21 protein-coding genes are annotated in these 25,590 nt (G+C 68.9%); 6 read left to right on the plus strand and 15 right to left on the minus strand.

Annotation, left to right across the window (positions count from 1 at the left end):
* Positions 1-66: 66 nt before the first annotated feature.
* From QMK34_RS00640 to QMK34_RS00650, 3 genes are all read right to left on the minus strand, one after another.
* Positions 67-3,489 carry a S8 family peptidase gene (locus QMK34_RS00640; RefSeq protein WP_326410075.1) on the minus strand — a complete coding sequence of 1,141 codons (3,423 nt, stop codon included), beginning with the start codon at positions 3,487-3,489 and terminating at the stop codon, positions 67-69.
* 453 nt (positions 3,490-3,942) lie between these two features.
* Positions 3,943-5,541, minus strand: a complete 1,599-nt coding sequence (gene serA / locus QMK34_RS00645) for a phosphoglycerate dehydrogenase (protein ID WP_326410078.1) — start codon at positions 5,539-5,541, stop codon at positions 3,943-3,945.
* Positions 5,542-5,664: 123 nt separating this feature from the next.
* On the minus strand, positions 5,665-6,228 hold the full coding sequence (locus QMK34_RS00650; protein WP_326410081.1) for a TetR/AcrR family transcriptional regulator: 564 nt from the start codon (positions 6,226-6,228) through the stop codon (positions 5,665-5,667).
* 123 nt (positions 6,229-6,351) lie between these two features.
* Between QMK34_RS00650 and QMK34_RS00655 the strand changes: the two genes are divergently transcribed.
* The gene (locus QMK34_RS00655; RefSeq protein WP_326410083.1) at positions 6,352-7,206 is read left to right on the plus strand and encodes a TIGR03620 family F420-dependent LLM class oxidoreductase; all 855 of its coding nucleotides are present in this window, start codon (positions 6,352-6,354) and stop codon (positions 7,204-7,206) included.
* Here the strand turns inward: QMK34_RS00655 and QMK34_RS00660 are convergent.
* Positions 7,195-7,851, minus strand: coding sequence for a hypothetical protein (locus QMK34_RS00660; RefSeq protein ID WP_326410085.1), 657 nt, complete (start codon positions 7,849-7,851; stop codon positions 7,195-7,197). The genes QMK34_RS00655 and QMK34_RS00660 overlap by 12 nt on opposite strands.
* A 325-nt stretch (positions 7,852-8,176) precedes the next feature.
* Here QMK34_RS00660 and QMK34_RS00665 point away from each other — a divergent pair, with 325 nt between their 5' ends.
* On the plus strand, positions 8,177-9,514 hold the full coding sequence (locus tag QMK34_RS00665; RefSeq protein ID WP_326410087.1) for an ankyrin repeat domain-containing protein: 1,338 nt from the start codon (positions 8,177-8,179) through the stop codon (positions 9,512-9,514).
* A gap of 124 nt (positions 9,515-9,638) precedes the next feature.
* Positions 9,639-10,532: a nuclear transport factor 2 family protein gene (locus tag QMK34_RS00670; RefSeq protein WP_326410089.1), complete on the plus strand. Its 894-nt coding sequence runs from the start codon at positions 9,639-9,641 to the stop codon at positions 10,530-10,532.
* Here the strand turns inward: QMK34_RS00670 and QMK34_RS00675 are convergent.
* The 4 genes from QMK34_RS00675 to QMK34_RS00690 are packed head-to-tail and all read right to left on the minus strand — an operon-like array spanning position 10,529 to position 14,328.
* On the minus strand, positions 10,529-10,810 hold the full coding sequence (locus QMK34_RS00675; RefSeq protein ID WP_326410092.1) for a DUF397 domain-containing protein: 282 nt from the start codon (positions 10,808-10,810) through the stop codon (positions 10,529-10,531). The two genes, QMK34_RS00670 and QMK34_RS00675, sit on opposite strands and share 4 nt — an antisense overlap.
* A 37-nt stretch (positions 10,811-10,847) precedes the next feature.
* Entirely contained in the window at positions 10,848-11,861 is a 1,014-nt protein-coding gene (ilvC, locus tag QMK34_RS00680; RefSeq protein WP_326410094.1) for a ketol-acid reductoisomerase, read from the minus strand.
* 53 nt (positions 11,862-11,914) lie between these two features.
* Complete coding sequence (ilvN, locus tag QMK34_RS00685) at positions 11,915-12,421, minus strand: acetolactate synthase small subunit (protein ID WP_326410096.1); 507 nt, start codon at positions 12,419-12,421, stop codon at positions 11,915-11,917.
* Positions 12,418-14,328 carry an acetolactate synthase large subunit gene (locus QMK34_RS00690; protein ID WP_326410243.1) on the minus strand — a complete coding sequence of 637 codons (1,911 nt, stop codon included), beginning with the start codon at positions 14,326-14,328 and terminating at the stop codon, positions 12,418-12,420. Before QMK34_RS00690 ends, ilvN begins: the two co-directional genes overlap by 4 nt.
* A gap of 364 nt (positions 14,329-14,692) precedes the next feature.
* Here QMK34_RS00690 and QMK34_RS00695 point away from each other — a divergent pair, with 364 nt between their 5' ends.
* Both QMK34_RS00695 and ilvD read left to right on the plus strand, forming a co-directional pair.
* Complete coding sequence (locus tag QMK34_RS00695; protein ID WP_326410098.1) at positions 14,693-15,163, plus strand: PH domain-containing protein; 471 nt, start codon at positions 14,693-14,695, stop codon at positions 15,161-15,163.
* A 98-nt stretch (positions 15,164-15,261) separates the two neighbouring features.
* Positions 15,262-17,106, plus strand: a complete 1,845-nt coding sequence (gene ilvD, locus QMK34_RS00700) for a dihydroxy-acid dehydratase (protein WP_326410100.1) — start codon at positions 15,262-15,264, stop codon at positions 17,104-17,106.
* A gap of 83 nt (positions 17,107-17,189) precedes the next feature.
* Here ilvD and QMK34_RS00705 read toward each other — a convergent pair whose 3' ends face one another.
* Positions 17,190-17,765, minus strand: coding sequence for a DoxX family protein (locus QMK34_RS00705; RefSeq protein ID WP_326410102.1), 576 nt, complete (start codon positions 17,763-17,765; stop codon positions 17,190-17,192).
* A 70-nt stretch (positions 17,766-17,835) separates the two neighbouring features.
* On the minus strand, positions 17,836-18,744 hold the full coding sequence (locus QMK34_RS00710; protein ID WP_326410104.1) for a 2-hydroxyacid dehydrogenase: 909 nt from the start codon (positions 18,742-18,744) through the stop codon (positions 17,836-17,838).
* 60 nt (positions 18,745-18,804) lie between these two features.
* Here QMK34_RS00710 and QMK34_RS00715 point away from each other — a divergent pair, with 60 nt between their 5' ends.
* The gene (locus QMK34_RS00715) at positions 18,805-20,022 is read left to right on the plus strand and encodes a PQQ-dependent sugar dehydrogenase (protein WP_326410106.1); all 1,218 of its coding nucleotides are present in this window, start codon (positions 18,805-18,807) and stop codon (positions 20,020-20,022) included.
* A gap of 64 nt (positions 20,023-20,086) precedes the next feature.
* Here QMK34_RS00715 and QMK34_RS00720 read toward each other — a convergent pair whose 3' ends face one another.
* The 5 genes from QMK34_RS00720 to QMK34_RS00740 all read right to left on the minus strand — a co-directional run bounded on the left by QMK34_RS00720 (position 20,087) and on the right by QMK34_RS00740 (position 25,581).
* Complete coding sequence (locus tag QMK34_RS00720) at positions 20,087-21,367, minus strand: S53 family peptidase (protein ID WP_326410108.1); 1,281 nt, start codon at positions 21,365-21,367, stop codon at positions 20,087-20,089.
* Between the two features lie 156 nt (positions 21,368-21,523).
* Positions 21,524-22,030, minus strand: a complete 507-nt coding sequence (locus QMK34_RS00725; protein ID WP_326410110.1) for a hypothetical protein — start codon at positions 22,028-22,030, stop codon at positions 21,524-21,526.
* Between the two features lies 1 nt (position 22,031).
* On the minus strand, positions 22,032-23,537 hold the full coding sequence (gene gatB / locus QMK34_RS00730; RefSeq protein WP_326410113.1) for an Asp-tRNA(Asn)/Glu-tRNA(Gln) amidotransferase subunit GatB: 1,506 nt from the start codon (positions 23,535-23,537) through the stop codon (positions 22,032-22,034).
* A gap of 28 nt (positions 23,538-23,565) precedes the next feature.
* Positions 23,566-24,210: a DUF4276 family protein gene (locus QMK34_RS00735; RefSeq protein ID WP_326410115.1), complete on the minus strand. Its 645-nt coding sequence runs from the start codon at positions 24,208-24,210 to the stop codon at positions 23,566-23,568.
* Positions 24,211-25,581, minus strand: a complete 1,371-nt coding sequence (locus tag QMK34_RS00740) for an AAA family ATPase (RefSeq protein ID WP_326410116.1) — start codon at positions 25,579-25,581, stop codon at positions 24,211-24,213.
* Positions 25,582-25,590: the final 9 nt, after the last annotated feature.

Below are 25,590 nucleotides of genomic sequence, written 5' to 3' on the forward strand. Positions count from 1 at the left end.
TTCCGCACGTCGACCGTGCGGAAAGGCCCTTTCACCTCACTGATCGCGAAAAAACCCGCTCAGCGACTATCCCCCGATCGGCTGACGCCCACCTTGACGACCGGGCCGCCCGTCCGGGCCAGCGGCGGCTTTGCCAGCCCCAGCCGCCTCGACCTTGACCACGCCCGCCCGGTTGCCAGAGGCGTTGTGGTGCTCGATCGCGAGCAGGCCCAGCACGGTGTCATTATCGGACCCAGTCTGACCAGGTGCCGCGGCGGCCGCGTTGCGGTTCACCACGAGCGCGGTGCCCGGCTTGGCCACGTAACCGATCGCGGCGTCGCCACCACCCTGGACGGTGTAGGCCGGGTTCAGCGCGTCGAACGACAGCGGCGTGCCGACCTGGTCGATCAAGCCGGAGCTGCTGCCGGGCGCGACGTAGTAGCCGCTGACGCCGACCGTGTAGCTGATCCGGTGCGAGGTCGCGCTCGGGTCGATACCGAGCGCGGCGATGCTCACCGGCAGGACTACCACGTTCGTGTCAAACACGTTCGTGTCGACGTCGCCCAGCTGGCCGTTGACCGCCTGGACGTCCACCTTCGGGAAGCCCGGCTTCAGCGCGACCGTGGTGGCCAGCAGCACGTCGGTCGACGTCGCCTTGGTCACGTAGGTCTCGAAGTCCGGCACCCCGTCGCCCGTGGTGTCGATGTCCACGAACGGCACGGTGTTGCTGCCCAGGTTCGCCCAGTCGCTCCAGCTGGTCAGGCCGAACGCGAGCGTGGCGCTCGCGGGGTCGTCCTGCGCCCTGGCCAGCGGCGCGGTGGACGCGGCGCCGACGTAGCGCAGGTCACCGCCCTGTGCCGTGCGGTTGATCGTGCAGTCGGCGGTGGTGGCGCCGTCGCACTCGGGCAGCTGGGGCGATTCGGCCTGCAGCTCGAGCACGCTGATCAGCGAGCGGTACCGCTGGCTGCCGGTGCCCTGGTCGACACCCTTGCCGGTCAGGTTGACCACGGCCTGGTCCTGCCCCGCGGCGAACTTCACCGAGGAGGAGGTGGCGATCGACGAAACCGGCTTCGGCGCGGAGTACACCGAGAGGCGCAGCGGAACAGTCGCGCCACTCTTCGGGGTGAACACGATCCGGCCGGAGGCGTCGGCGAGGAACTGACGCGCCAGCCCTGCCTGAACGGTCTGCATGGTCGGGTCGATGACCTTGCGCAGCGCCTTCGGGTCGGTGATCTTCAGCGTCACCTTGACCGTCGTGACACCCCGCGGGCTGAGCTTCACCGAAGACTTGTCCAGTGTGTACTCCACACCGGGAAGCTGGTCGATGCCCTCGTACGCGGCGGTGTACTCGGCCGCCTTGACGCCCTTGTTGACGACCTTGACCGTCTTGGTCAGGGTCACCGGGCCGCCCGCTTCGACGGTGCCGAAGTTGACCGTGACCGTGCCAGGGTCGTCCTGGACGTACGCCAGGACCTGGTTGTCGAGCGCCGCCTTGGCGTCGATCCGGCCGCTGCCGACGCGCTGCGGGGCGTAGGTGTGGCCCGCCGCGTCCTTGATGTCGTGCCCGGCGGTGTTGATGACCGCCGCCTTGACCTCCTCGACCGACCAGTCGGGGTGGGCCTGGCGGATCAGCGCGGTGATGCCGGAGGTGTGCGGCGCCGCCATCGAGGTGCCGGACAGCACCGTCGGGTCGCTGCCGCTGCCGCGGAACGCCGAGGCGATCGTGTCACCGGGAGCGGAGACGTCCGGCTTGACCGCCGGGCCGCGGCTGCCACGCGAGGTGAACGAGCTCGGGCTGTCCACAATGGACTGATCGAAGGTCTGCAGGCTGGCCCGGCCCTTGCCGGTCAGGTGGACTGCCAAGGTGCCCGCGGTCAGCGCGGAGCGCAGCGGGGCGGTCGCGGACCCGGTGAACTGGAACATCGGGACACCGGCGTTGCCCGCGATGCCGGCGGCGAAGTTCTCCAGCGTCGAGGACAGCAGCGCGCCCTTCGCGCCGGCCGCCTGGGCGTTGTTCGCCCGTGCGGCGGAACCACACGCGCGGGTGGAGTCGTTGTCGTCCCACTCCAGCCAGACGAGCTTGCCCGCGACCTTGGCCTTGTCCTCGGCGGAGTACGCCGCACAGCCCGCGCTGTTCGCCGCGGACAACGCGACGACCGGCGCGGTCAGGTCGAGGGTGTCGAAACCGGCGTAGTCCTGGCTGTACTGCCCGCCGCGCTTGCCGACGAGGTTCGCCGGGGCGGTGACGTCGGCCGCGTCGCGCAGGATCGAGGCGTCGCGGCTGCTGGCCACGGTCAGCGCCTCGGGGGTGTTGCCCGGCGAGCCGCCGACGTCGTAGAGGTCGCCGCCGTTGCCCGCGGAGAAGACCGGGAGCACGTTGTTCGCGGCGAGCTTGCGCACGAACAGCGAGTCGGGGTCGTCCGGGGCGCCGTAGTCACTGCCCAGCGAGAGGTTGACCAGGTCGAGGTGGTCGGTGAAGTCGCCGTCGCCGTCCGGGTCGAGCGACCAGTCGAGCGCCTGCGAGGTGACGTTGGTGGAACCCTTGCAGCCGAACACCTTGATGGCGTACAGCGACGCCTGGGGCGCGGTGCCGGGGCCGACCTTCAGCGCCTCGATCTTCTTCTTGTTCAGCTTCGCGTAGTCACCCTTGAAGGTGGTGCCGTCGGCGTTGACGCCGTAACCGGCGATCGTGCCCGCGACGTGCGTGCCGTGCTCACCGCAGGCGAGCGGGTTGGCGTCGGGCACCGGGGTGGGCGAACCGGTCTTGCCCGCCGAGTCGTAGGCGTCGCCGACCAGGTCCGTGCCGCCGACGACCTTGGCGTTCGGGAACAGCGGGCTGGGCTTGCTGGAGTCGACGGACTTGTACGCCGCGGGCGTGCCGGGGCCGCCGAAGTCGGCGTGCGTGTAGTCGATGCCGTCGTCGATCACGCCGACGCGGATGCCGTCGCCGAAGCGGCCGGTCTGCTGCCAGGCGGTGAGGGTGTTGGTCAGCTGGTCCGTGCTGGAGTTCGTGCGGGTCTTCGGCACGACGGTGCGCACGGAAACGACGTCGGGGCGCTTCGCCAGCTCGCGGATGTCCGCGGCGTCGGCGGTGACCACGGCGCCGGGAACGGCGTTGGCGGTCTGGGTGACCAGCGTCGTACCGGCGTCGGCGGCCTTGAGCTGCCCGACGACGGAGTTGACCGCGGCCACGGTTTCAGCCTTGGCCACCTTCGCGGCCTGCTTGGCCTTCTCCTTGCCAGCGCCCTTGCTCTGCTCCGCGTTGAAGGCGTCGACAGCGGGCTTCTTGGCCAGCTCGACGAAGGCGGTGATCTTGCCTTCGGCGGCGTTGAGTCGCGGCGAAAGCTTGCCCTCCAGGCTCGCGCGGTCGATCTTGGCGTTTCCTACGCCGTCGGCCAGCGGGACGTCCTGCGCGGTGGCGGGGCTTCCGACGACGGTGGTGGTCAGCAGCGCGACGAACACGGCTGCGGACGACCTCGCCACCCACCGGGGTAAGCGGGATCTACTCATGAGTCAGTGCCCTAACTCGAGGCATGGTGAGAACCTGCCGGCCGCTCGAACACACCCCCGACGGTGAGCCCTGGCGCAGCACCGTGCCCTCGACGGCGCATGGTTCAGCCTCGCCGGGAAAACCTAACGGCCCCAAACCCCTACTTAAGTGGGCAAAAGTACCAAGGTTACCTAATTGTGTTGGCGAGCGCGCTCACAGACTCGCGCCGCCACACCGTCGCCGACTTCGTGCGTAAGTCGCGTGTTCTTGAAGGGGCGCCGGTGCACCGTCGCGAGTCCGTGCGGCCTGGCGGCCGCGAAAGAGGGCGCGCCGCGGTGAAGTCTCCCCTCGCAGAACTCGGGGAGACCTTGTGGCTGAGTCCACTACCCGTGGCTGGGGTTGGATGCCTCTGAAGGCCACCATCACGGCGTTTAACGCCGTGATGGTGGCCTTCAGGGACCTTTGGTGCGGGGTTATAGGAAGTGGACTGCGCGGATCTTGTGGGCGCCGACTGCGGCGCCGATCGGCTCCAGGAGGTGGGAGTCGACGGGGCGGTCGATGCGCAGGAGCATCAGGGCGTCCGTGCGGTCGGTGGTCTGGCTGATCTGGGCGGCCTCGATGTTGATGCCCGCCTCGCCGAGCAGGGTGCCGACGCGGCCCATGATGCCGGGCCGGTCGGGGTACTCGACGAGCAGGATGTCGCCCTCCGCGCGGAGGTCGAAGTGGCGGCCGTTGACCTCGACGAGCTTCTCGACCTCTTCCTTGCCGGTCACCGAACCCGACACCGAGATCGTCGAGCCGTCGGCGTGCACCGCGCGCACTGTGACCAGGCTGCGGAACTTCGGGCTCTCGGTCTCGGCGACGACGTCGACGTGCACGCCGAGCTCCTCGGCCAGCCGCGGCGCGTTCACGAAGGTGACCTGGTCCTCGACGACACCGGAGAACACCCCGCGCAGCGCGGCGAGCGGCAGGATGCTGACGTCCTCACCGGACAGCTCGCCCTTCACCACGACGGTGACGGACTGCGGGGCCTTCGGGCTGAGCGCCGCGATGACCGTGCCGAGCTTCTGCGTGAGCGAAAGGTACGGCCGGACGTGCTCGCCGACCGTGCCGCCACCGGCGACGTTCACCGCGTCGGGCACGAAGTCCCCGCGCAGCGCCAGCAGCACGGAACGCGCGACGTCGGTGCCCGCGCGGTCCTGCGCCTCGGCGGTCGACGCGCCAAGGTGCGGCGTGACGACGACGTTCGGCAGGTCGAACAGCGGGCTGGACGTGGTCGGCTCGGTGACGAAGACGTCGATGCCCGCACCGCCGACGTGCCCCGAACGGATGGCGTCGGCGAGGTCCTCCTCGACGATCAGCCCACCGCGCGCGGCGTTGACGATGATCACGCCGGGCTTGGTCTTCTTCAGCGCCTCGGCGTCGATGAGGCCCTTGGTCTCGGGCGTCTTCGGCAGGTGGATGGAGATCGCGTCGGCGCGCTCGAGCAGCTCGTTCAGCGGGACGAGCTCGATGCCGAGCTGCGCGGCGCGCGCGGCCGAGACGTAGGGGTCGTACGCGATGAGCTTGGTGTCGAAAGCGGCGAGGCGCTGCGCGAACAGCTGACCGATCTTGCCAAGGCCGACGACGCCGACGGTCTTGCCCTGCAGTTCGATGCCCGAGAACGAGCTGCGCTTCCACTCGCCCGCCCGCAGGCTCGCGCTCGCGGCCGGGACGCGGCGGGCGACCGAGAGCAGCAGCGCGACGGCGTGCTCGGCGGCCGAGACGATGTTCGACGTCGGGGCGTTGACGACCAGCACGCCGCGCGCGGTGGCGGCGGGGACCTCGACGTTGTCGAGGCCGACGCCCGCACGGGCGACGACCTTCAGGCGGTTGGTCGCGGCGAAGACCTCAGCGTCGACCTTGGTGGCGGAGCGCACGAGGAGCGCGTCGGCGGACTTGACGGCCTCGAGCAGAGCAGGCCGGTCAGTACCGTCCACATGCTGGACATCGACCTCGTCGCCGAACACGCTCAGCACGGACGGGGCGAGCTTTTCCGCGATGAGGACGACGGGCTTACTGGGGTTGCTCACGATACGGCTCCCACTATCTGGTCACGCTGGTGTCTTGTCATGACGCTCTCATCGGGCGCACGCCGTTGTGCCCTGATGCGCGGGAGTTTAGTCCTACCTGCGCCGCTGACGCCGCCCCCCGTGTTAACTCGCCCGTAATCCCTCGAAAACAAGATCGAGCAGCCGGGGTAGCCCGCCGCCGCCGGGCGAGTGTTCCCCTGCCCAGGAAACGGCGTGCAGCAACAACAACACCTCTTGCGCGGTGACGTCGCCGCGAAGCTCGCCCGCCGCCTTCGCGTGTTCCACTAGCTGGGACGCAACTTCCTGCATCGCGTGGCAGGAGGCGTACAGCGGCGATGTTTCGTCGTCGAGCGCGGCCGCCAGGAACTCGGACAGCCCCCGGTAATCGGCTGAAGACGCGCTGAGCCCGGCCAGCCAGGTCTTGAGCGCGACGAGCGGCTCGGCCCGGGCCAACTGCTCGCGCCCGGCGGCGGCCTGGGCGTCGAACCGCTCGCGAAGCAGCGTCTCGAGCAGTGCCTCCCTGGTCGGGAAGTGGCGGTAGAGCGTGCCGATGCCGACTCCGGCCTGGCGGGCGATGTCCTCCAGCGACGCCTCGACCCCGCGCGCGGCGAAAGCCCGCTTGGCCTCGACGAGGAGGCGCTCGTAGTTGCGGCGGGCGTCAGCGCGCATCGGTTTCGATGTGTCCATCTCGGTTCCGGACTTTAGCCGTGACAAATCGGAGGTTACCTCCGTATATTAATCGGAGACAGCCTCCTGTTAGGGACAGCCAGGCATGGACCTGATCGGGCGAACACGGGAGCAGAGCACACGATGAGCGTGGGAATCTGGACTTTCGCTTTTGAAGACAAGGAAATCGGCGTCGTCCGCGAGGCGGCGCAGGAGATCGAGGAGCTCGGTTTCGACACGCTGTGGTTCGGCGAGTACAGCGGCCGGGAGGCGATGACGCAGGCGGGCCTGCTGCTGGCGTCGACCCGCACGCTGAAGGTGGCGACCGGCATCGCGAGGTTCGACCGCCGCAGCCCGGCAGCCGCCGCGGCGGCCCAGCGCACGCTCGCCGAGGCGTACCCCGGCCGGTTCGTGCTCGGGCTCGGCGGCCACCTTCCCGGCAATCGGCCGCTGGAGACAGTGCGGGAGTACCTCGACGGCCTCGACGCCGCCGAGCTCACGATTCCCGTTCCCGCACAACGGTCCCCGCGCGTCATCGCCGCACTCGGACCGCGGCTGCTCGCGCTGGCGGCGGAGCGCGCAGACGGCGCGCACCCGTACTTCGTGCCCGTCGAGCACACCCGGCAAGCCAGGGAGATCCTCGGGCCGGACGCCTATCTCGCCGTCGAACAGGCCGTCGTACTCGAACCCGATCCCGAGCTGGCCCGCACGATCGCCAGGGAGCACGTCGGCACCTACGTCCGGCTGGCGCCACACCATCGGGCGAACCTGCGACGGCTCGGGTTCACCGACGACGACCTCGCCGACGACGACCTCGCCGACGGCGGCAACGATCGACTGGTGGACGCGCTGGTCGCGAGCCGCGGCGAACAATCTGTCGCCGACCGGGTCCGGGCCCAGCTCGACGCGGGCGCCGACCACGTCTGCGTCCAGGTGCTGACCGCGGGCACGGAGGTCCCGCTGGCCGAGTGGCGCGCACTGGCCGGGCTAGTGGGGTGAGGACCTGGCCAGCCGGGGAAAGAACGGAATGACGTCGCTGCCCGCCCGCGGCACGTCGTCGGGCACGTGCACCCAGCCGCTGTGCGCGGTGCCGCCGACACTGACGCGCACCAGCGACTCGAAGTGCGTGCCGTCGATCCCGTCGTACCCGTGCTTGACCACGCGCTGGTAGATCTCGTCGGAGACCACCAGCACCACCGGCCCGGCCACGAGTTCCAGCTTCTCCTTGACGGCGGGCGCGTCGAGCAGCCGGAACGCGACGTCCAGCGCCTCGCCGAAACAACCCCTGCTGTCGAAGTGGATCTCACCGGCGTGGATCACCGCACGCAGGCGGAAACCCAGCTCGGGGAACTGTGCACTGTGGACGGACAACAACCGGCTGAGCACCGGGATCACCGGATTGAGCAACGCCGTCTTCGGCGCCTCGTCGGCGGGGCGGATCAGCGCCAGCACCCCGTCCCCGCGGTCGACCAGCGGATCACGGAGGCATTCGGTGATGCCACCGGCGCTCAGCGCCTCCTCGAGCAGGCGGTACATGACCGCCCGCAGCTGGGCCTTGGCCGTATTGGTCCTGGCCGTGGAACCTTCGATGTCGAGCGCCAGGATCGCCCGGTAACGCGGCGGTCCTGGCGCTTCGGCGGTCACGTCGGACTCTGGTTTCTGGTGAGCGTCACGGAAGTCCTCCCCTGGTACTGATCCGAATCGCAGGATTCACTCTCAAAGGGCCTTGCCATGCGAATGTGCAAATGCACGTGCATCCTATTCTGAACCTGCACGGTTGGGAAGATTCAAGCTGTCTCGAATTCCCGTGAATTTCGCGGAGCCGGTAGGGTGACGGCACGTGGCCTCGGGGGCCGCGTCCCGTCCGCGGGCAGGGCCGAGCCCACCCCCTGCGTCACCGAACACCTGGTCAACGCCTTCTTTCCTGCCCGGTGCCAGCGGACCACGGGCCGCACAGGAAGGAAGTGCCATGTCCGCGCTACCCCCGAAGCCGAGCCTCGAGCAGTTGCGCAAACGCGCCAAAGAGCTCGCGAAGGCCGGTCCGGTCAAGCTGTCCGAGGCCCAGTTCGCCCTCGCCCGGCAGTACGGGTTCCCCAGCTGGCCCAAGCTCCAGGCGTACGTCCGCCGGGCCGAGCAGCATGGCCCCGGCCTCCAGCACGCGTACCACGCCGACATCGAGTACTACACCGACCGCGCGCTGGGCCTGCTCGCCTCCGCCGAGGACGGCACACCCGACGCACTCGCCTTCTTCGGCGACCTGCCGCTGAGCCGCACGGGCGCCCGCGCCGCCGTCGCCCGCGAGCACGGCTTCGCGGATTGGCGAGCCCTGCGCGCGCACGTCGGCACGCTGGACGAGAGCGGTGAACCCTTCGCCCGCGCCTACCAGCGCGTCGAAGCCCGCGACGTCGAAGGGCTCGCCGCCCTCGTCGACGCGTTCCCCGATCTGGTGCACGCCAAGGGAACCAACGGCAACGACCTGCTCGGCATGGCCGGGGCGACCTGCGACGAGCGGCTGAGCCGGGTCCTGCTCGACCGCGGCGCCGACCCCGCCGCGGCCAACGCGCACGGCTGGACCCCGCTGCACCAGGCCGCGTACAACAACCTCCCCCTGCTGGCCGGAATGCTGCTCGACGCGGGCGCCCCGACCGGCCTGTCCGCCCGGGGGGACGGCGGAACCCCGCTGGTGGTGGCCCTGTTCTGGGGCAACCGGACGGTCGCCGAGCTGCTGGCCGGGCACGGGGACGCGCCGGCCAACCTCCGGGTGGCCGCCGGACTCGGCGACCGGGACCTGCTCGACGAACTGCTCTCCCCGACCGGCGAGCTCGCCCCGGCAGCGGGCGCACATCGCGCGTATTACCGGCCACACAGCGGTTTCCCGGCCTGGCTGCCCGCCGACGATCCGGCGGAGATCCGCGACGAGGCCCTGGCGTGGGCGGCGCGCAACGGCCGAACCGAAGCGATCCGCGCCCTCGTCGCACGCGGCGCCTCGATCGACGCCGACGTCTACCGCGGAACGGCGCTGACCTGGGCCGCGGCCAACGACCTGCCGCACACCATCCGCACGCTGCTGGAACTCGGCGCGGACGTCAACCGGCGCGGCACCTTCGGCGGACCCGACCACGGCAACGGGATCACCGCCCTGCACCTGGCCGCCCAGGGCGGCAAGCTGGACGCGATCCGGACCCTGCTCGAAGCCGGAGCCGACCCGACGATCCGCGACACCTCCCACGGCGGCACGCCGCAAAGCTGGGCGGCGCACGGGGGCGAGGCCGAAGCCGAGGCACTCCTGCGCGACTCGGCCGAGTAGCCCCCCTCCCCTCTCAAACGCCATGAACGGTCCGTTCATCGCACGGGAAACTCGACAAGCGGAGTCTCTAGTCCGTATCGTGGATACGGACTAGAGACTCCGCTTTATCTCCGAGAGGAACCCGATGACCACCCCCACCGAGGTGTTCGCACGACTGTCCGAGGGCTTCAGCAGCGGAAACTGGGACGAGCTTTCCGCGCTGTACGCCGAAGACACCGTCGTCGAACAACCGCAACACCCGCCCGTGCCGATCCGCGTCGAGGGCCGCGAAACCGTGCACGCGCACTTCACCGGGCCGCTCGCCGCCAGCGTCCGCATGCGCCCGCACCACGTGGTCGTGCACGAGACCGCCGATCCCGAAGTGATCGTCGCCGAGTATCGCTACAGCGGCGAGTCGCTGGTCACCGGCAAGACCTTCGAGTCGGCGAACATCGTGGTGCAGCGGATCCGCGACGGGCTCATCGTCACTTCCCGTGACTACCACGACTTCCTGCGGCTGCTGGCGGCCCAGGACACGCTGCCCGCGATGGTGAAGGCGGCCGAAGCGGCCAACGCCTCGCTCGTGCTCCCGCCGATCCCACCCCGCCCGGTGTCGATGGCGGCGCCGGGCAGCCCGCGTGGCGTCTTCGAGCGGTTGGTCTACGGCGTTTCGGACGGGAAGTGGGACGAACTGGCGGAGCTGTACGCGGAGGAAACCCACGTGACACACCCGTTCGTGCCGGGTGCGCCCACGTTGACGACGCGGGACGACCTCCGTGGGCATTTCGCCGCCGGGGCGACCACCGGACTCAAGGTCGAAGCCCGCGATCTCGTGCTACACGAGGGAAAAGACCCCGAAATGCTGTTCGCCGAGTTCGATTACCAGGGCACCACCGCCGACGGGCGCCCGTTTCGGGCGTCGAACATCTTCGCCATGCGGATCCGCGACGGGCTGATCGTCGAGTCTCGCGACTACGGCGACGTCTTCGCGATCGGTGCGGCCACCGGCAGGCTCGGCGAACTGGCCGAGCGGCTCTAACCGCTTTCTTCGAGGTCCTCGGGGAGGTCGAACTCGCCGTCGCGCACCCCGGCCACGAACGCGTCCCACTCCGAAGGGGTGAAGACGAGGATGACGCCGTCGGGCTTGGCGGACTGGCGCATCGCGACGTAGGTGACGCCGTCGGTGTGCGGGACGAACGCGTACTCGACGCAGTCGTCCAGGGTCACGCCCTCCGGCTCGGCACGGATCCACGGCGCGTCCGTCAGGTCCAGCTCGTGCCGGATGTGCGCCTTGTCGTCGACCGGCTGTTCACTCATAGTGCCCACACTATCGCCCTTCACGGACAGCCGGAAACTACGCCGTGTCGGTCAGCGGGCGGTCCACCCACGACATGAGGCCGCGGAGCTTCTGCCCGGTCTTCTCGATCGGGTGCTGGTTGCCCTGCTCCTCGAGCTTGGTGAAGTTCGGCCGTCCGGCCTCGTCCTCGGCGACCCATTCACGCGCGAACGTGCCGTCCTGGATCTCGCCGAGGATCTTCTTCATCTCTTCCTTGACCGCGGGCGAGATGACGCGCGGGCCGCGGGTCAGGTCGCCGTACTCGGCGGTGTCGGAGATGGAGTAACGCTGGCGCGCGATGCCGCCCTCGTACATCAGGTCGACGATGAGCTTCAGCTCGTGCAGCACCTCGAAGTACGCGATCTCCGGGGCGTAACCGGCCTCGGTGAGCACCTCGAACCCGGTCTGCACCAGAGCCGACGCGCCACCGCAGAGTACGGCCTGCTCGCCGAAGAGGTCGGTCTCGGTCTCCTCGGTGAACGTGGTCTTGATGACACCGGCCCGCGCGCCACCGATGGCGGCGGCGTAGGACAGCGCGAGCGCCTGGGCGTTGCCCGACGCGTCCTGCTCGACCGCGATGAGGCAGGGCACGCCCTTGCCATCGACGAACTGGCGGCGGACGAGGTGGCCGGGGCCCTTCGGCGCGACCATGGCGACGTCCACATTGGACGGCGGCTTGATCAGGTCGTACCGGATGTTGAAGCCGTGCCCGAAGAAGATCGCGTCGCCGTCCTTGAGGTTCGGCTCGATGTCCGCCTCGTAGATGAAGCGCTGCTTCGTGTCGGGCGCCAGGATCATGATCAGGTCGGCTTCCTTGGAAGCCTCCGCCGGGGTGAGGACACGCAGGCCCTGCTCCTCGGCCTTCGCCTTCGACTTGGACCCCTCGGGCAGGCCGATGCGGACGTCGACGCCGGAGTCGCGCAGGCTCAGGGCGTGCGCGTGACCCTGGCTGCCGTAGCCGATGACGGCGACCTTGCGACCCTGGATGATGGACAGGTCGGCATCGTCGTCGTAGAAGATTTCCACTGACATGAGGGGTGTTACTTCCTTTCCTGACTGCGCAAACGCAATATGTCTAAAGAGGACTAACGGGGTGAGGTGGCGGTGATCGACCGGGCGCCGCGGCCGACCGCGACCATGCCGGACTGCACCAGCTCACGGATGCCATAGGGCTCCAGCATCCGCAGCAGCGCGCCGATCTTGTCCGCGGTGCCGGTCGCCTCGATGGTGACCGCCTCCGGGGACACGTCGACCACCTTGGCGCGGAACAGCTGCACGGTCTCCAGGACCTGGCTGCGCACCGTGTTGTCCGCCCTGACCTTCACGAGCAGCAGTTCACGCTGCACGGCCGTGGACTTCTCGAGTTCCACGATCTTGATGACGTTGACCAGCTTGTTGAGCTGTTTGGTCACCTGTTCGAGCGGTAGCTCTTCAACGGCGACCACAATCGTCATCCTGGACACCTCCGGGTTCTCCGTGGGTCCGACGGCGAGGGACTCGATGTTGAAACCGCGCCGGGAGAACAGCCCGGAAACCCTGGCGAGCACACCGGGCTTGTTCTCCACCAGAACGCTCAGCGTGTGGACACTCATCGGCCTTCTCCCTCGGCTGCTGCGGCCTGCTGCGTGGCTTCGACGGTCTCGATGGCTTCCTGGGAAACCTCGTCGTCGTCGAACAGCGGCCGGATCCCGCGCACCGACATGATCTCGTCGTTCCCGGTCCCGGCGGCCACCATCGGCCACACCTGGGCATCCTTCCCCACGACGAAGTCGATCACGACGGGACGGTCGTTGATCTCCATCGCGCGGGCGATGGTGGCGTCGACGTCGTCGGCGCTCTCGCAGCGCAGCCCGGCACAGCCGAGCGCCTCCGCGAGCAGGGTGAAGTCGGGGATCCGGTGCTTGTGGGTGCCGAGGTCGGTCTGCGAGTAGCGCTCCGAGTAGAAGAGGTTCTGCCACTGGCGGACCATGCCCAGGTTGCCGTTGTTGATCACGGCGACCTTGATCGGCGCGCCCTCGATGGCGCAGGTGGCCAGTTCCTGGTTGGTCATCTGGAAGCAGCCGTCGCCGTCGATCGCCCAGACCTGCTTTTCCGGCATGCCGAACTTGGCGCCCATCGCGGCCGGGACCGCGAAGCCCATGGTGCCAAGGCCACCCGAGTTGATCCAGGTGCGCGGGTTCTCGTACTTGACGAACTGCGCGGCCCACATCTGGTGCTGGCCGACGCCCGCGGTGTAGATCGCGTCCGGGCCGACGAGCTCGCCGATGCGCTGGATGACGTACTGCGGCGACAGGGAACCGTCCTCCGGCCACTCGTACCCGGCCGGGTAGCCGTCACGCCAGGAGCGGCACAACGTCCACCAGTCCGCGAGATCCGGCTTGTTCGACGGGTCGGTCTCGCTGCGCACGGCGGCGATCAGCTCGCTGATGATCTCGGCGCAGTCGCCGACGATCGGGACGTCCGCCTTGCGGTTCTTGGAGATCTCGGCCGGATCGATGTCGGCGTGGACGATCTTGGCCTCCGGCGCGAACGACGAAAGCTGGCCGGTGACCCGGTCGTCGAACCGCGCGCCCAGGGTGATCAGCAGGTCCGAGGCCTGCATCGCGGCGACCGCCGCGACCGTGCCGTGCATGCCCGGCATCCCCAGGTGCTGCGGGTGCGAGTCGGGGAACGCGCCGCGTGCCATCAGCGTGGTGACGACCGGGATGTTGGTCAGCTCGGCCAGTTCCAGCAGCTGCTTCGACGCCTGCGCCTTGATCACGCCGCCGCCGACATACAGCACCGGACGCCGGGAACCGGCGATCAGCCTGGCGGCCTCGCGGACCTGCTTGCCGTGCGGACGCAGCGTCGGCCGGTAGCCGGGCAGGCGCATCTCGGTCGGCCAGGAGAAGGAGGTCATCTCCTGCAGGACGTCCTTGGGGATGTCCACCAGCACCGGGCCGGGGCGGCCGGTCGAGGCGAGGTGGAAGGCCTCCGCGATGGTGCGCGGGATGTCGATCGGGTCGGTGACCAGGAAGTTGTGCTTCGTGATCGGCATCGTGATGCCGCAGATGTCGGCTTCCTGGAACGCGTCCGTGCCGATCAGCGCGCGGCTCTGCTGGCCGGTGATCGCGACGACCGGGACGGAGTCCATGTTCGCGTCGGCGAGCGGGGTGACCAGGTTCGTCGCGCCGGGACCCGAGGTCGCCATGCAGACGCCGACCTTGCCGGTCGCCTGGGCGTACCCGGTCGCGGCGTGACCCGCGCCCTGTTCGTGGCGGACCAGGATGTGGCGGACCTTCGTGGAGTCGAGCAGCGGGTCGTACGCGGGAAGAATGGTCCCGCCGGGAATGCCGAAGACGATTTCCACACCGACAGCCTCGAGCGAGCGGACGAGCGACTGCGCGCCCGTGACCCTTACGGGGGTCCCCGCCGGCGGGGCCGGCTTCGGACGTGCTCCAGGGGTACCGGAAGGGGTCGGCCCGGTGTTCGCTTCAGCGCGCGAGGTGGCACTAGTCATCAGTTCTGCCTCGGAGGTCTCGGTGTCACTCATTCGGGTCATCTTCAAGCTCAGTAGGTGTTCCAACTGCTTTCCCGGCAACGATCTACCGGTTTATGGCAACACCGTGCCTATCTATAACAGCAAAAAACCCCCGCCGACCATAAGGTCGCACGAGGGTCGCGCGTCGACGCAGCGGGGACTTCCCTAAGCGTCGGCGCGCTTGGGAAGTACGAGGCGGGTCAGCGTTGTCACAAGAAAGACGTTAATCCGTCGGTGTCAAGAGTGTCAACTCTGCGGGACGGTGATTCCGCATGCTGGACACCGCCGGGCGCGCCCGCGACCCGCGTTCGGGCGCGCGGGGCGCGCGGTGCACCATCTCCTGGTGGCCGAAAAAAAGCAGCAAGAGCAGGCGGACGAGGGCCGTAAGGCGATCTTCAAGATCCCCAACACGGCCCTGCTGGCGATCGCCTTCCTGACCGTCTGTGTGACACCCATCGCACTGGGCGAGATCCAGGGTCTGGAGTTCCTCTACCTGGCGCCGATCCTGCTGGCGGTGTTCGTCATCCGCACCCGCACGGTGGCGAGCGCGAAGGGGCTGGCGATCCGCACCATGTTCGGGCACCGCGACGTGCCGTGGTCCGCACTCAAGGGCGTGGTGATCACGAAAAAGTCGAAGGTGCGCGCGGTGCTCACCGACGAGAGCCAGCTCGCGCTGCCGACCGTGCGCACCCGGCACCTTCCGGTGTTGTCGCTGGTCAGCGAGGGGCGGCTGCCCGACCCGTCCGGTGTCCTCTACCAGGAGCGCGAACCCGCGGAAGACACCGGACAGTCCGAGGCTTCCCCTCAGGAGTAGGATTGGTAGGACCAGTTTTGCCGCAGCTGCCGCTTGGGATGACCGAGCTGCTGGTCCGCGGCCTGGACCGACCACCACAGAGGACCTTGGAGTAAGCCGTGCCCCCACTCCGTTCCCGGACCACCACCCACGGCCGCAACGCGGCGGGTGCCCGCTCGCTCTGGCGAGCCACGGGTATGACCGACAGCGACTTCGGCAAGCCGATCGTCGCCATCGCGAACTCGTACACCCAGTTCGTGCCGGGGCACGTGCACCTCAAGGACATGGGCGACATCGTGGCCGAGGGGGTGCGGGCGGCGGGCGGCGTCGCGCGCGAGTTCCACACGATCGCCGTCGACGACGGCATCGCGATGGGCCACAGCGGGATGCTGTACTCCCTGCCTTCGCGCGAGATCATCGCCGACTCGGTCGAGTACATGGTCAACGCGCACCAGGCCGACGCGATCGTCTGCATCTCCAACTGCGACAAGATCACCCCGGGCATGCTGAACGCCGCGATGCGGCTGAACATCCCGGTCGTGTTCGTCTCCGGCGGGCCGATGGAAGCGGGCAAGGCCGTCGTCGTCGGCGACGTCGTGCACCCGTCCTCGGACCTGATCACCACGATCTCCGCGTCCGCCAACAGCGACGTCGACGAAGAGGGCCTGGACATCGTCGAGCGGTCGGCCTGCCCGACCTGCGGTTCGTGCTCCGGCATGTTCACCGCGAACTCGATGAACTGCCTCACCGAGGCGCTCGGCCTTTCCTTGCCGGGCAACGGTTCCACCCTGGCGACGCACGCCGCGCGCCGTGAGCTGTTCGTCAACGCCGGGCGCGTGGTCGTCGACCTGTGCAAGCGGTGGTACGAGCAGGACGACGAGTCCGCGCTCCCCCGCTCGATCGCCACCAAGAAGGCGTTCGAGAACGCGATGGCGCTGGACATGGCGATGGGCGGCTCGACGAACACCGTGCTGCACATCCTCGCGGCCGCGCAGGAGGGCGAGGTCGACTTCACGATCCAGGACATCGACGACATCGGCCGCCGCGTGCCCTGCCTGTCGAAGGTCGCCCCGAACTCGGATTACCACATGGAGGACGTCCACCGAGCCGGTGGCATCCCCGCGATCCTCGGCGAGCTGTACCGCGGCGGGCTGCTCAACAGCGACGTCCACTCGGTGCACTCGCCCGACCTCGACTCCTGGCTGCAGACCTGGGACATCCGCGCCGCATCGCCCTCGGCAGAGGCGATCGAACTGTTCCACGCGGCGCCCGGCGGCGTCCGCACGATCGAGGCGTTCTCCACCTCGAACCGCTGGTCCTCTTTGGACACCGACGCGGTCGACGGCTGCCTCCACGACGTCGAGCACGCGCACACCAAGGACGGCGGCCTGGCGATCCTGCGCGGCAACCTCGCGGAGAACGGCGCGGTCATCAAGTCCGCGGGCATCGACGAGGACCTCTGGCGCTTTCAGGGTCCGGCCCGCGTTCTGGAGAGCCAGGAAGAGGCCGTGTCCGCGATCCTCAAGAAGGAGATCCAGCCCGGCGAAGTGCTGGTGATCCGCTACGAAGGCCCGGCAGGCGGCCCCGGCATGCAGGAGATGCTGCACCCGACGGCGTTCCTGAAGGGCTCAGGCCTCGGCAAGAAGTGCGCCCTGCTCACCGACGGCCGTTTCTCCGGCGGCTCGTCCGGCATCTCGGTCGGCCACGTCTCCCCCGAGGCGGCCGCGGGCGGCCTCATCGCGCTGATCGAGAACGGCGACCAGATCCTGCTCGACGTCCACGAGCGGAAGCTGGAGCTCCTGGTCGACCCCGAGATCCTCGCCGAGCGCCGCTCGAAGATGGAGGCCAGCGAGCGCCCCTGGCAGCCCGCCACCCGCCAGCGCCACATCACCGCGGCCCTGCGCGCCTACGCCCGGATGGCCACCTCGGCCGACACCGGCGCGGTGCGGGACCCGGAGAAGTAGCGCCTCCCTCATGTCATGAAAGGGTCTTTCAGGGCAATTTTTGCCCTGAAAGACCCTTTCATGACACTCAGGACCCAAGAGCCTCAGCGGCGGCAGAGCACGATGACCACGACCGAAGCCGCGGCCGCCAGCAGCAACCCGACCAGCGCGTACGGCAGCGGCCGCCTCCGCCACGGGGTGTTGACGTCGAGCGCGAGCCGCCCGGCGCCGGTGAACAGCAGCGCCAGCGAAGAGGCGCCGATGAGCAGCTCGAACTCGAAGCCCTGGCCCTGCCCTTGGAAGAACCCGCCGTGGAACTTCGAGTACACGATGTTGACGGCGACGCCGAGCAGCGCGGCCGCGCCGAGCGGGGTGAACAGCCCGACGATCACCAGCAGCGAGCCGAGGACTTCGCTCACCCCGGTGATCCAGGAGAGCAGCGTCGTTTGCTGCGTGTAGCCGAGCAGGCCGAGCACCTTGGCGAACCCGCCGACGCCGGGGCCGCCGAAAGCGCCGAACAGGTGCTGCAGGCCGTGCGCGCCCATGATCACGCCGAGCACCACCCGCAGCACGAGCAGGCCGAGATCGATCCCGGCACGGGTCTCGCCGCGATCGGGTGTGGTGTCCTCGACGTCGGACAGCAGGCTGGTGTTCTGATACGAGTCCTCGTGACTACTCACGCGCGCAGGGTAAGGGATCTTCGCCCGTCACGCACGGATGACGCGGCCTTTGCGCGCGACGAGTCGTCGTTCAGTACTCGCCGTGCACGAGGTTGTTGGGGAGCTCTCCCCCGGCGTACCGCGCGATCTCGGCCGCGGCGACCGCGTACGAGCGGCGGCGCACGCCGCGCACGGCTCCGCCGATGTGCGGGGTCAGCACGAGTCCCGGCACGGACCACAGCGGGTGATCGAGCGGCAGCGGCTCCGGCTCGGTGACGTCCAACGCGGCCCGGAGCCTGCCGGTCGTCAGCTCGGCCACCAGCGCGTCGGTGTCGGCCACCGCCCCGCGGGCGGCGTTGACCAGTACCGCGCCGTCGGGCATCGCGGCGAGGAACTCCGCGTCGACCATGCCGCGGGTGCGTGAGGTGAGCGGCACCATCAGGACCACCACGTCGTGGGTACCGAGCAGGTCAGGGAGCTCCTTCACGCCCCGCACGCCGTCGCGCGGCGACATGCCGACCATCGTGCAGCGGACGTCGAACGGCTCGAGCCGGCGGCGCAGGTGCTGCCCCAGGTCCCCTGCGCCGATGATGAGCGCCCGCTTACCCTGCAGGCCCTCCGTGGTCTGCCGTTGCCAGCGCCGCGCGCGCTGGTCGGTCGCGAACTGCTCCAGCCCGCGGCACATCGAGAGCAGGACGGCCACCACCCATTCGGCCGTGCTGCCACCGTGCGCGCCCCGGCAGGTGGACAGCAGGACGCCCTCGGGCAGGGTGCCCACCCAGTCCTCGGCGCCCGCCGAGAGCAGCTGGATCAGCTTCAGGTTCGGCAGTTCGCCCCAGAGTTCGCTGGTGGCGCGGTGATAGCCGGGGATGAGCACTTCGGCCTTGGCCGCTTCCGGGGGCGTCGGCTCGCCCCACTGATAGCGCACCGCGCGCACTCCGGTGATCTCGGACAGCGCGTCCAGGCCCTCGTCGTCGGGCACCAGCACGGTTACGGTCATGATCTCCACGGTAACCGCCACTTACCCGTGGCTCACGCACGTCCACCTAAGCTGGCGGTCGTGCATACCAGCTACCGGCGGAAGTGGTCCTTGCCGCTGGCGATACTGGCCGGGGGCGGTCTCCTGCTCTCCGGCTGCGCGAAGTTCGACGATTCCGCGGCCGGGCAGACCTTCAGCCCGGCTCCAGTGCCCAAAGCGGAGACGCCGCCGGAGGCCCAGGTCCCGGGCAGCGACTCGGGCGATTCCGGCTCCGGCCCGGCCAAGCCCGGCCAGTCCCCCGCCCCGGTCCCGCCGCCGCAGGGCTGCACCGACTTCGACAAGGCCGTCATCGCGACCTGCCTGGACACCGTGTCCGCGGTCGCCGGGCTGCCCGGCGACGGCAGTACCCCGAGCGCGCTCGCCGGTGAACGCAAGAGCGGCCGCGTCCTGCTGGCCGCCGCGGGCAAGAAGGCCGCCGAGTACGTCACGATCCCCGTCGACGCGGGCGGCGACGGCGGCCTGACCGCGCTCGCGCTCTCCCCGACCTACAACGAGGATCAGCTGGTCTTCGCCTACATCACCACCCCGTCGGACAACCGGGTCGTCCGGTTCACCAAGGGCCAGGCCGCCAAACCCGTGCTGACCGGGATTCCGAAGGGCACGACGGGCAACCGCGGCGCGCTGGTGTCCGACGGCAAGGGCGCCCTCCTCGTCGCGACCGGGGACGCGGGCAGCCCCGCCGCCGCCGCGGACCCGAAGTCCCTCGCGGGCAAGGTGCTGCGGATCGACACCTCGGGCAAGCCCGCGCCGGGCAATCCGGCGGCGGGTTCGGCCGTGTTCGCCAGCGGACTGCACGCGCCGGGCGGGCTCTGCGTCTCCGCCGACGGCGCCCGGCTCTGGGCCACGGACCGCCTCGGCGACAAGGACGTGCTTTACCGGCTCCAGGCCGGCAAGACGCTGAGCACCCCGGCGTGGACCTGGCCCGACAAGCCGGGGCTGGCGGGCTGCGCGGACTTCATCGACTCGTCCGGCCTCATCGCCATCGCGACTTCGCTGGCGGGCAACCTGCAGAACCTGCCGGTCACCCCGGACGGTTCGGTCAAGGGCAAGCCGAACGTCACGCTGGACGGCGGCAAGAAGAACGCCACCTTCGGCAGGCTGGCCGGGATGAGCATGATCAACCCCCAGCTCGCGGTCGCCGGCACGGTGAACAAGGAGGGCGGCAAGACGGTGTCGAGCGACGACCGGGTCGTGCTCATCACCGTGGTGCCCAGCGACGCCGGTGGGGGCAAGGACTAGAAAGGCGGCCTTCCTTCCCGACGTCGAACGCCGGGAAGGAAGGCCGCTTGGCTCGCGGTGGTGATCAGCCGATCTGCCGCACCAGCGCGGGAACGAACTTGGCCGCGTCCACCGTGCCCCAGCCGGAGACGATGTCGAAGCCCTTGGCCGCCGAGTAGCCCGCGACACCGTTGTAGCCGTTGCTGCCCGAGGTCACGTCGACAACGCCCTTGGCGGTCCCACCGGAACCGAGCGAGTACAGCGCCGGGTTGATGAAGCCGAGACCCTTACCGGCCTGCTGCGAAGCGAGCGCGACGACAGCCGCGAAGAGCGGCGAGGACTGCGAAGTGCCCGAGGTGCCCAGCAGCGAGATGTCCGGCAGTGAGCGTCCGGCCGCGTGAGTCGTCTTGTCGACTTCGCTCTGCCAGGTGGGCGCGCCGTACTCGTGCGACACGCCGCCGCCCGAGCGGGACCAGACGGTGTCGGGCGAGGTCCGTGCGCCTGAGGAGTTCTGGTGCAGCACGGTGCCGCCGACAGCGGTGACGTAAGAGCTGGCGGCCGGGAAGCTCACGACCTTCTTGCCCCAGGGCGAGTTGTCCTTCTTCGTCCCGGTCGAGCCGTCGTCGCCACTGGACGCGGTGACCGTGATCCCCGCGTCGGTCGCCTTCTTGAAGTGCGCGTCCAGGCCGTGCAGCTGCGCCGAGCTGTCGAAGTCGTCCTCCGGCGTGCCGAGGCTCATCGAGATCACGTTGGCGGACTTGTGATCGGCCAGGTAGTCGATCGCCGTCATCATGTCCGGGAACCCGTCGATACCCTGGGTTTCCGAGGTCGGCGTGGCCACGACGAGGATCTTGGCCTTCGGCGCGAGCGTGTGGAACATCGCCACGTCGAGGTCGGTCTCGCCGCCCCAGCCCGAGCAGTCGCTGGGCGTTCCGGGATCGCCGCAGGCCGGGACAGGGCCGGCGGGCTCCAGGATCTGGACGTCGGCGGCGGGCAGCCCGTGCGAGTGCGAGTAACTGTCGATATAGGACTTGATGTTCTTGTCCCCATAGGACACGACGGTCGCCAGCGCCGTACCGGTACCGTCAATTCCCTTGTCGTACAAGGGTTTTGTGTTGTAGGCAAGCTGCAGGCTGTTCCCGGCGGCGGCCAGCGCCCGATCCGTGAGCGCCGCGCGCTCTTCGGGCGACTTCGCGTTCGCGAGCAGCGTCGCCGCCGCGCTGAAGTGATGGTGTTTGACGGCAGGCGCGGCGGGCGCGGCCGACACGGGCGCGCTGATCCCGCACAGCGACACCGCGACGGCTGCGCCGACAGTCAGCGTGAGCGTCCGGCGCACACGCGGAACTTTGCTGAACCCAGCAGACATTCTTGCTCCTCCGGCTTCGGGCACGCGCGGGAAGATCGACGCGTACCCGCCGGATTAAAGCCCGCGAACCGGGGCCCTGCCACGGCCATTGGTCGCAGATGCGCTGATACACCAGCAAAACAGACGACCAAGATCAAACGGACTTATCGCCTGGGCTCAGCGCCGCGGGGAACGGCGTTCCCCGCGGAAAGCGAGGACGTCCAACACCGCCGCGGCCAGCGAAACCACCAGTGCGAGCGAACCGAGATAGCGCCCTGCCCCGGCGTTGACCTCGATGCCGCCGACGGCGAACAGCGCCCGCACCTCGGAGTCGAACTGGTAGGCGATGGCGCCCCAGCCGATGATCGTCATCAGCGCCACCAACCCGCCGAAGACGAGCCACAGCTGCGGCAGGCCACTGATCCGCACCTTGCGGACCTGACCGAACACGGTCACGGCCACGCCCACCACGAGCAGCAGCAACGGCGGGAGCCAGGCGAACAAGCCCGAACTCCAGCCGTCGCGAACGACTTCCGCGCCCGACAACGACTTCAGCGCGTCCGCGACCTCGGACTGCGAAGTGCTCAGCGTGGTCCACGGCAAGAAGAGCGACCCCAGCGCGAGCAGCCCGGCCCCGAGGCCGAGCCACTCGCGCCAGGTGACGCGCTGACCGGAAAACGACAACTCAGGAACCGACCCGCTCGATGATCAGCTCCCGGACGCGTTTGGCGTCGGCCTGCCCCTTGGTCGCCTTCATCACGGCGCCGACGATCGCGCCCGCCGCGGCGACCTTGCCGTCGCGGATCTTCTGCGCGACGTCCGGCTGCGAAGCCAGCGCCTCGTCGACGGCCGTGGTGAGCGCCGAGTCGTCCGAGACGACCTTGAAGCCGCGCTTCTCGACGACCTCGCGCGGCGAACCCTCGCCGGCGAGCACGCCCAGCACGACCTCCTTGGCCAGCTTGTTGGTCAGCTCACCGGAGTTGACCAGCGCGACGACCTCGGCCACCTGCGCCGGGGTGATCGGCAGGTCGGCCAGCTCGACCTCGCGGGTGTTGGCCTCCTGCGCCAGGAAGCTGACCCACCAGCTGCGCGCCTCCTGCGAGGTGGCGCCCGCCTCGACGGTCGCCGTCACGAGGTCGACAGCGCCGACGTTGAGCAGGTCGCGCAGCTCGGCGTCGGACAGGCTCCACTCGGTCTGGATCCGCTTGCGGCGCTCCGCGGGCATCTCCGGCAGCGTCTTGCGCAGCTCCTCGACCCAGTCGAGCGCGGGAGCGATCGGCACCAGGTCGGGCTCGGGGAAGTACCGATAGTCCTCGGCGGTTTCCTTGGTACGGCCCGGCGAAGTGGTGCCGTCGCCCTCCTGGAAGTGCCGCGTCTCCTGCTTGACCGTGCCGCCACCGGCGAGCACCGCGGCCTGGCGGGTCATCTCGTAGCGAACGGCCCGCTCGACGCTGCGCAGCGAGTTGACGTTCTTCGTCTCGGTGCGCGTGCCTAGCTCGTCGGAACCCTTGGGCATCAACGAGATGTTCGCGTCGCAGCGCAGCGATCCCTGGTCCATCCGGACGTCGGAGACGTCGAGCGCCTTGAGCAGGTCACGCAACGCGCTGACGTACGCGCGGGCCACCTCGGGCGCGCGTTCGCCGTGCCCGGGGATGATCTTGGTGACGATCTCGATCAGCGGCACGCCGGCGCGGTTGTAGTCGAGCAGCGAGTAGTCCGCACCATGGATCCGGCCCGTCGCGCCGCCCTTGTGCAGCGACTTGCCGGTGTCCTCCTCCATGTGCGCGCGCTCGATCTCGACCCGCACGATCTCACCGTCGTCGAGCGTGACGTCGAGGTAACCGTCGAACGCGATCGGCTCGTCGTACTGCGAGGTCTGGAAGTTCTTCGGCTGGTCCGGGTAGAAGTAGTTCTTGCGCGCGAACCGGCACCATTCGGCAATCCGGCAGTTGAGCGCCAGCCCGATCCGGATCGCCGACTCGACGCCCTTGCCGTTGACCACCGGGAGCGAGCCCGGCAGGCCGAGGCAGGTCGGGCAGACCTGGGTGTTCGGCTCGCCGCCGAACGTCGTCGGGCAGCCGCAGAACATCTTGGTGTTCGTGTTCAGCTCGACGTGCACCTCGAGCCCGAGCACCGGGTCGTACCGCTCGATGACCTCGGCGTAGTCCATCAACTCGACCATGGCGGTCACTTGGCCTTTCCTCCACACAGTCCGTCACTCATTCGATGAATCCGCTGGTCTTCAATGCGGACACGGTCTCGGTTCGCCAAGCGCAGAAGGAAGGAACCGTTCCCAGCCTGGCAAGGTCACTCAGTTCGGCGATGAGCGCCAGGTAGTCGTGCGGCGATCGGCCACGCCGTCTCCGCCGGGTACCAGACCTCAGCGCCTCGCTCAGCGTCCGTTTCGGATCCGAGAGCTTTTCCACCTGCGTCAAGTGATGCGCCTCGAAGATATCCGACCGGGCGACATCCACTCCGGCGAGGCCGTTGATGACATCGAGGTCCGTCAACGCCCAGCTTTCCATCTCACGCACCGGCACCAGCGGAACCAGCATGGGCTCGCGGGGCGATGTCGCCCATTCGGCGACCATCGGCTCCCAGCTCTTCGCCGCCTCACGCTCAGGTCTGGACGTCCCGTCGTAGTGGAAGAACACCAGGCTGGGAGCGGGCTTCTGCGCCACGATCTGCCCGGTGAACGTCCGCCAGGTGTCCTCCGCACGCCGCAGGACCGCAGGCTGGGCGACGTCGAAACCCTTGCCCGGGTGTGTCCGGCCGATTTCCTGGAGCGCCCGGTCGAGCAAGCTCCGGAAAAACGTTTCGTCAGTGGATCCCTCGACCGCGATCACGGTTCGCAGCGAACGCATTCAAGCCTCCAGCAGCCGGGAGGCTTCGTCTTTGCTGATGGCCAGCAGCTCCCGCTGTTCGGGCTGAGAGAGCAGATCGAGATCACTCTCCCCCGAACCCCGCAGAGCGCGCACCCGCGACAGGCGGCTTGCGCGCTCACCCTGCTCCACGCGAGACACCCAGTCCATGACCACGACGTCGCGCGGCTCCAGCACAGCCAGCATCAGCGGCGAGTGACTGGTCAAGATGACCTGCGACATCGGCTCGCCGACCACCCCTGGGTTCTGCGAGCCAGGGTCGGTGACGAGCTCCTTCAGTAGCAGGACCAAACTCCGCAGGCGCTGCGGAAAGATCCCGTTCTCGGGTTCCTCGAAGCACAACATGCCCCGGTACTGCGGGTCGTACAGCGCGGCGAGCATGGCGAGCACCCGCAAGGTGCCGTCCGACGCGACTCTCGCGTTCACCCGGCCCTCATCGCGAGTCGTGAGGTGAACCTCCCACGAGCCGCTGGGTTTGTCCTCGGTCACCTCGACCCCGGCGAATCCCCGGACCACGCGGGCCAAGTCGGTCGCGATCTCGTCCAACCCGCTGCCGAACGGGTCACGGGTGGACTGCTCGATCCGCCGCAGCACACCGGGCAGGTTGGCCCCACTGGATTCCAGTTGGTCACCAGGTCGTTTGCCGGACGCGGGCAGGCGCAGGGCCGCAGGATCGAGCTGGAGGAAGCGCCACGACTCCAGTTCCCTGCGCAAAGCGAAAAGCAGCGGGAACTCGGCCACCGAGGTCACGCTGGACAGCACCGTGGCCCCGGCCCCGAAGCCGGGCAACTCCTGTCCATGGCCTTCGACGATCTTGAAGCTTCGCCGCCCCTTGCCGTCCGTAACCGTGGTCAGCAGTGGTGCCTGGCGGCCGTACCGCAGCTTGTGCAGGCGGAACTCGTCGCTCAGGTCCTGCCGCGTCGTCCAGGCATCCGAGTGCTCCTGGATCGGGACGACCGACTCGTGCACGACGAACGGCCTGATGAAGCCATCCGCCTTGAGCACGCGGCTCTCGATCTCCACCTCGTACCGTAGACGCGTTTGCCCGACTGGCGACTCCTGGCCGAACGGGTCGACAACCATCGGCTCAAGCAGCACCTCGACCGCGAACCTCATTCGGGTGACCGACGTTCCATCACCTCGACGACGGAACAATTCCGTCAGATCGCCCCGTGCTCCCTCGAAGGCATCTTGCAGTGTCTTGTCGCTTGCAAGGCGGCGAAGCAGCTGAATCGCATCGAACAGGTTGGACTTGCCGCTGGCGTTCTGGCCGAGGACGACCAGAAACGGTGGCAAGTCCAGCGCGAACCGATCGAACGACTTGAAGCCGTCGATCTCGATGCGTGTCAGCATGGCGCTTCG

It is taken from the genome of Amycolatopsis sp. H20-H5 (assembly GCF_035828755.1).
GTDB lineage: Bacteria > Actinomycetota > Actinomycetes > Mycobacteriales > Pseudonocardiaceae > Amycolatopsis.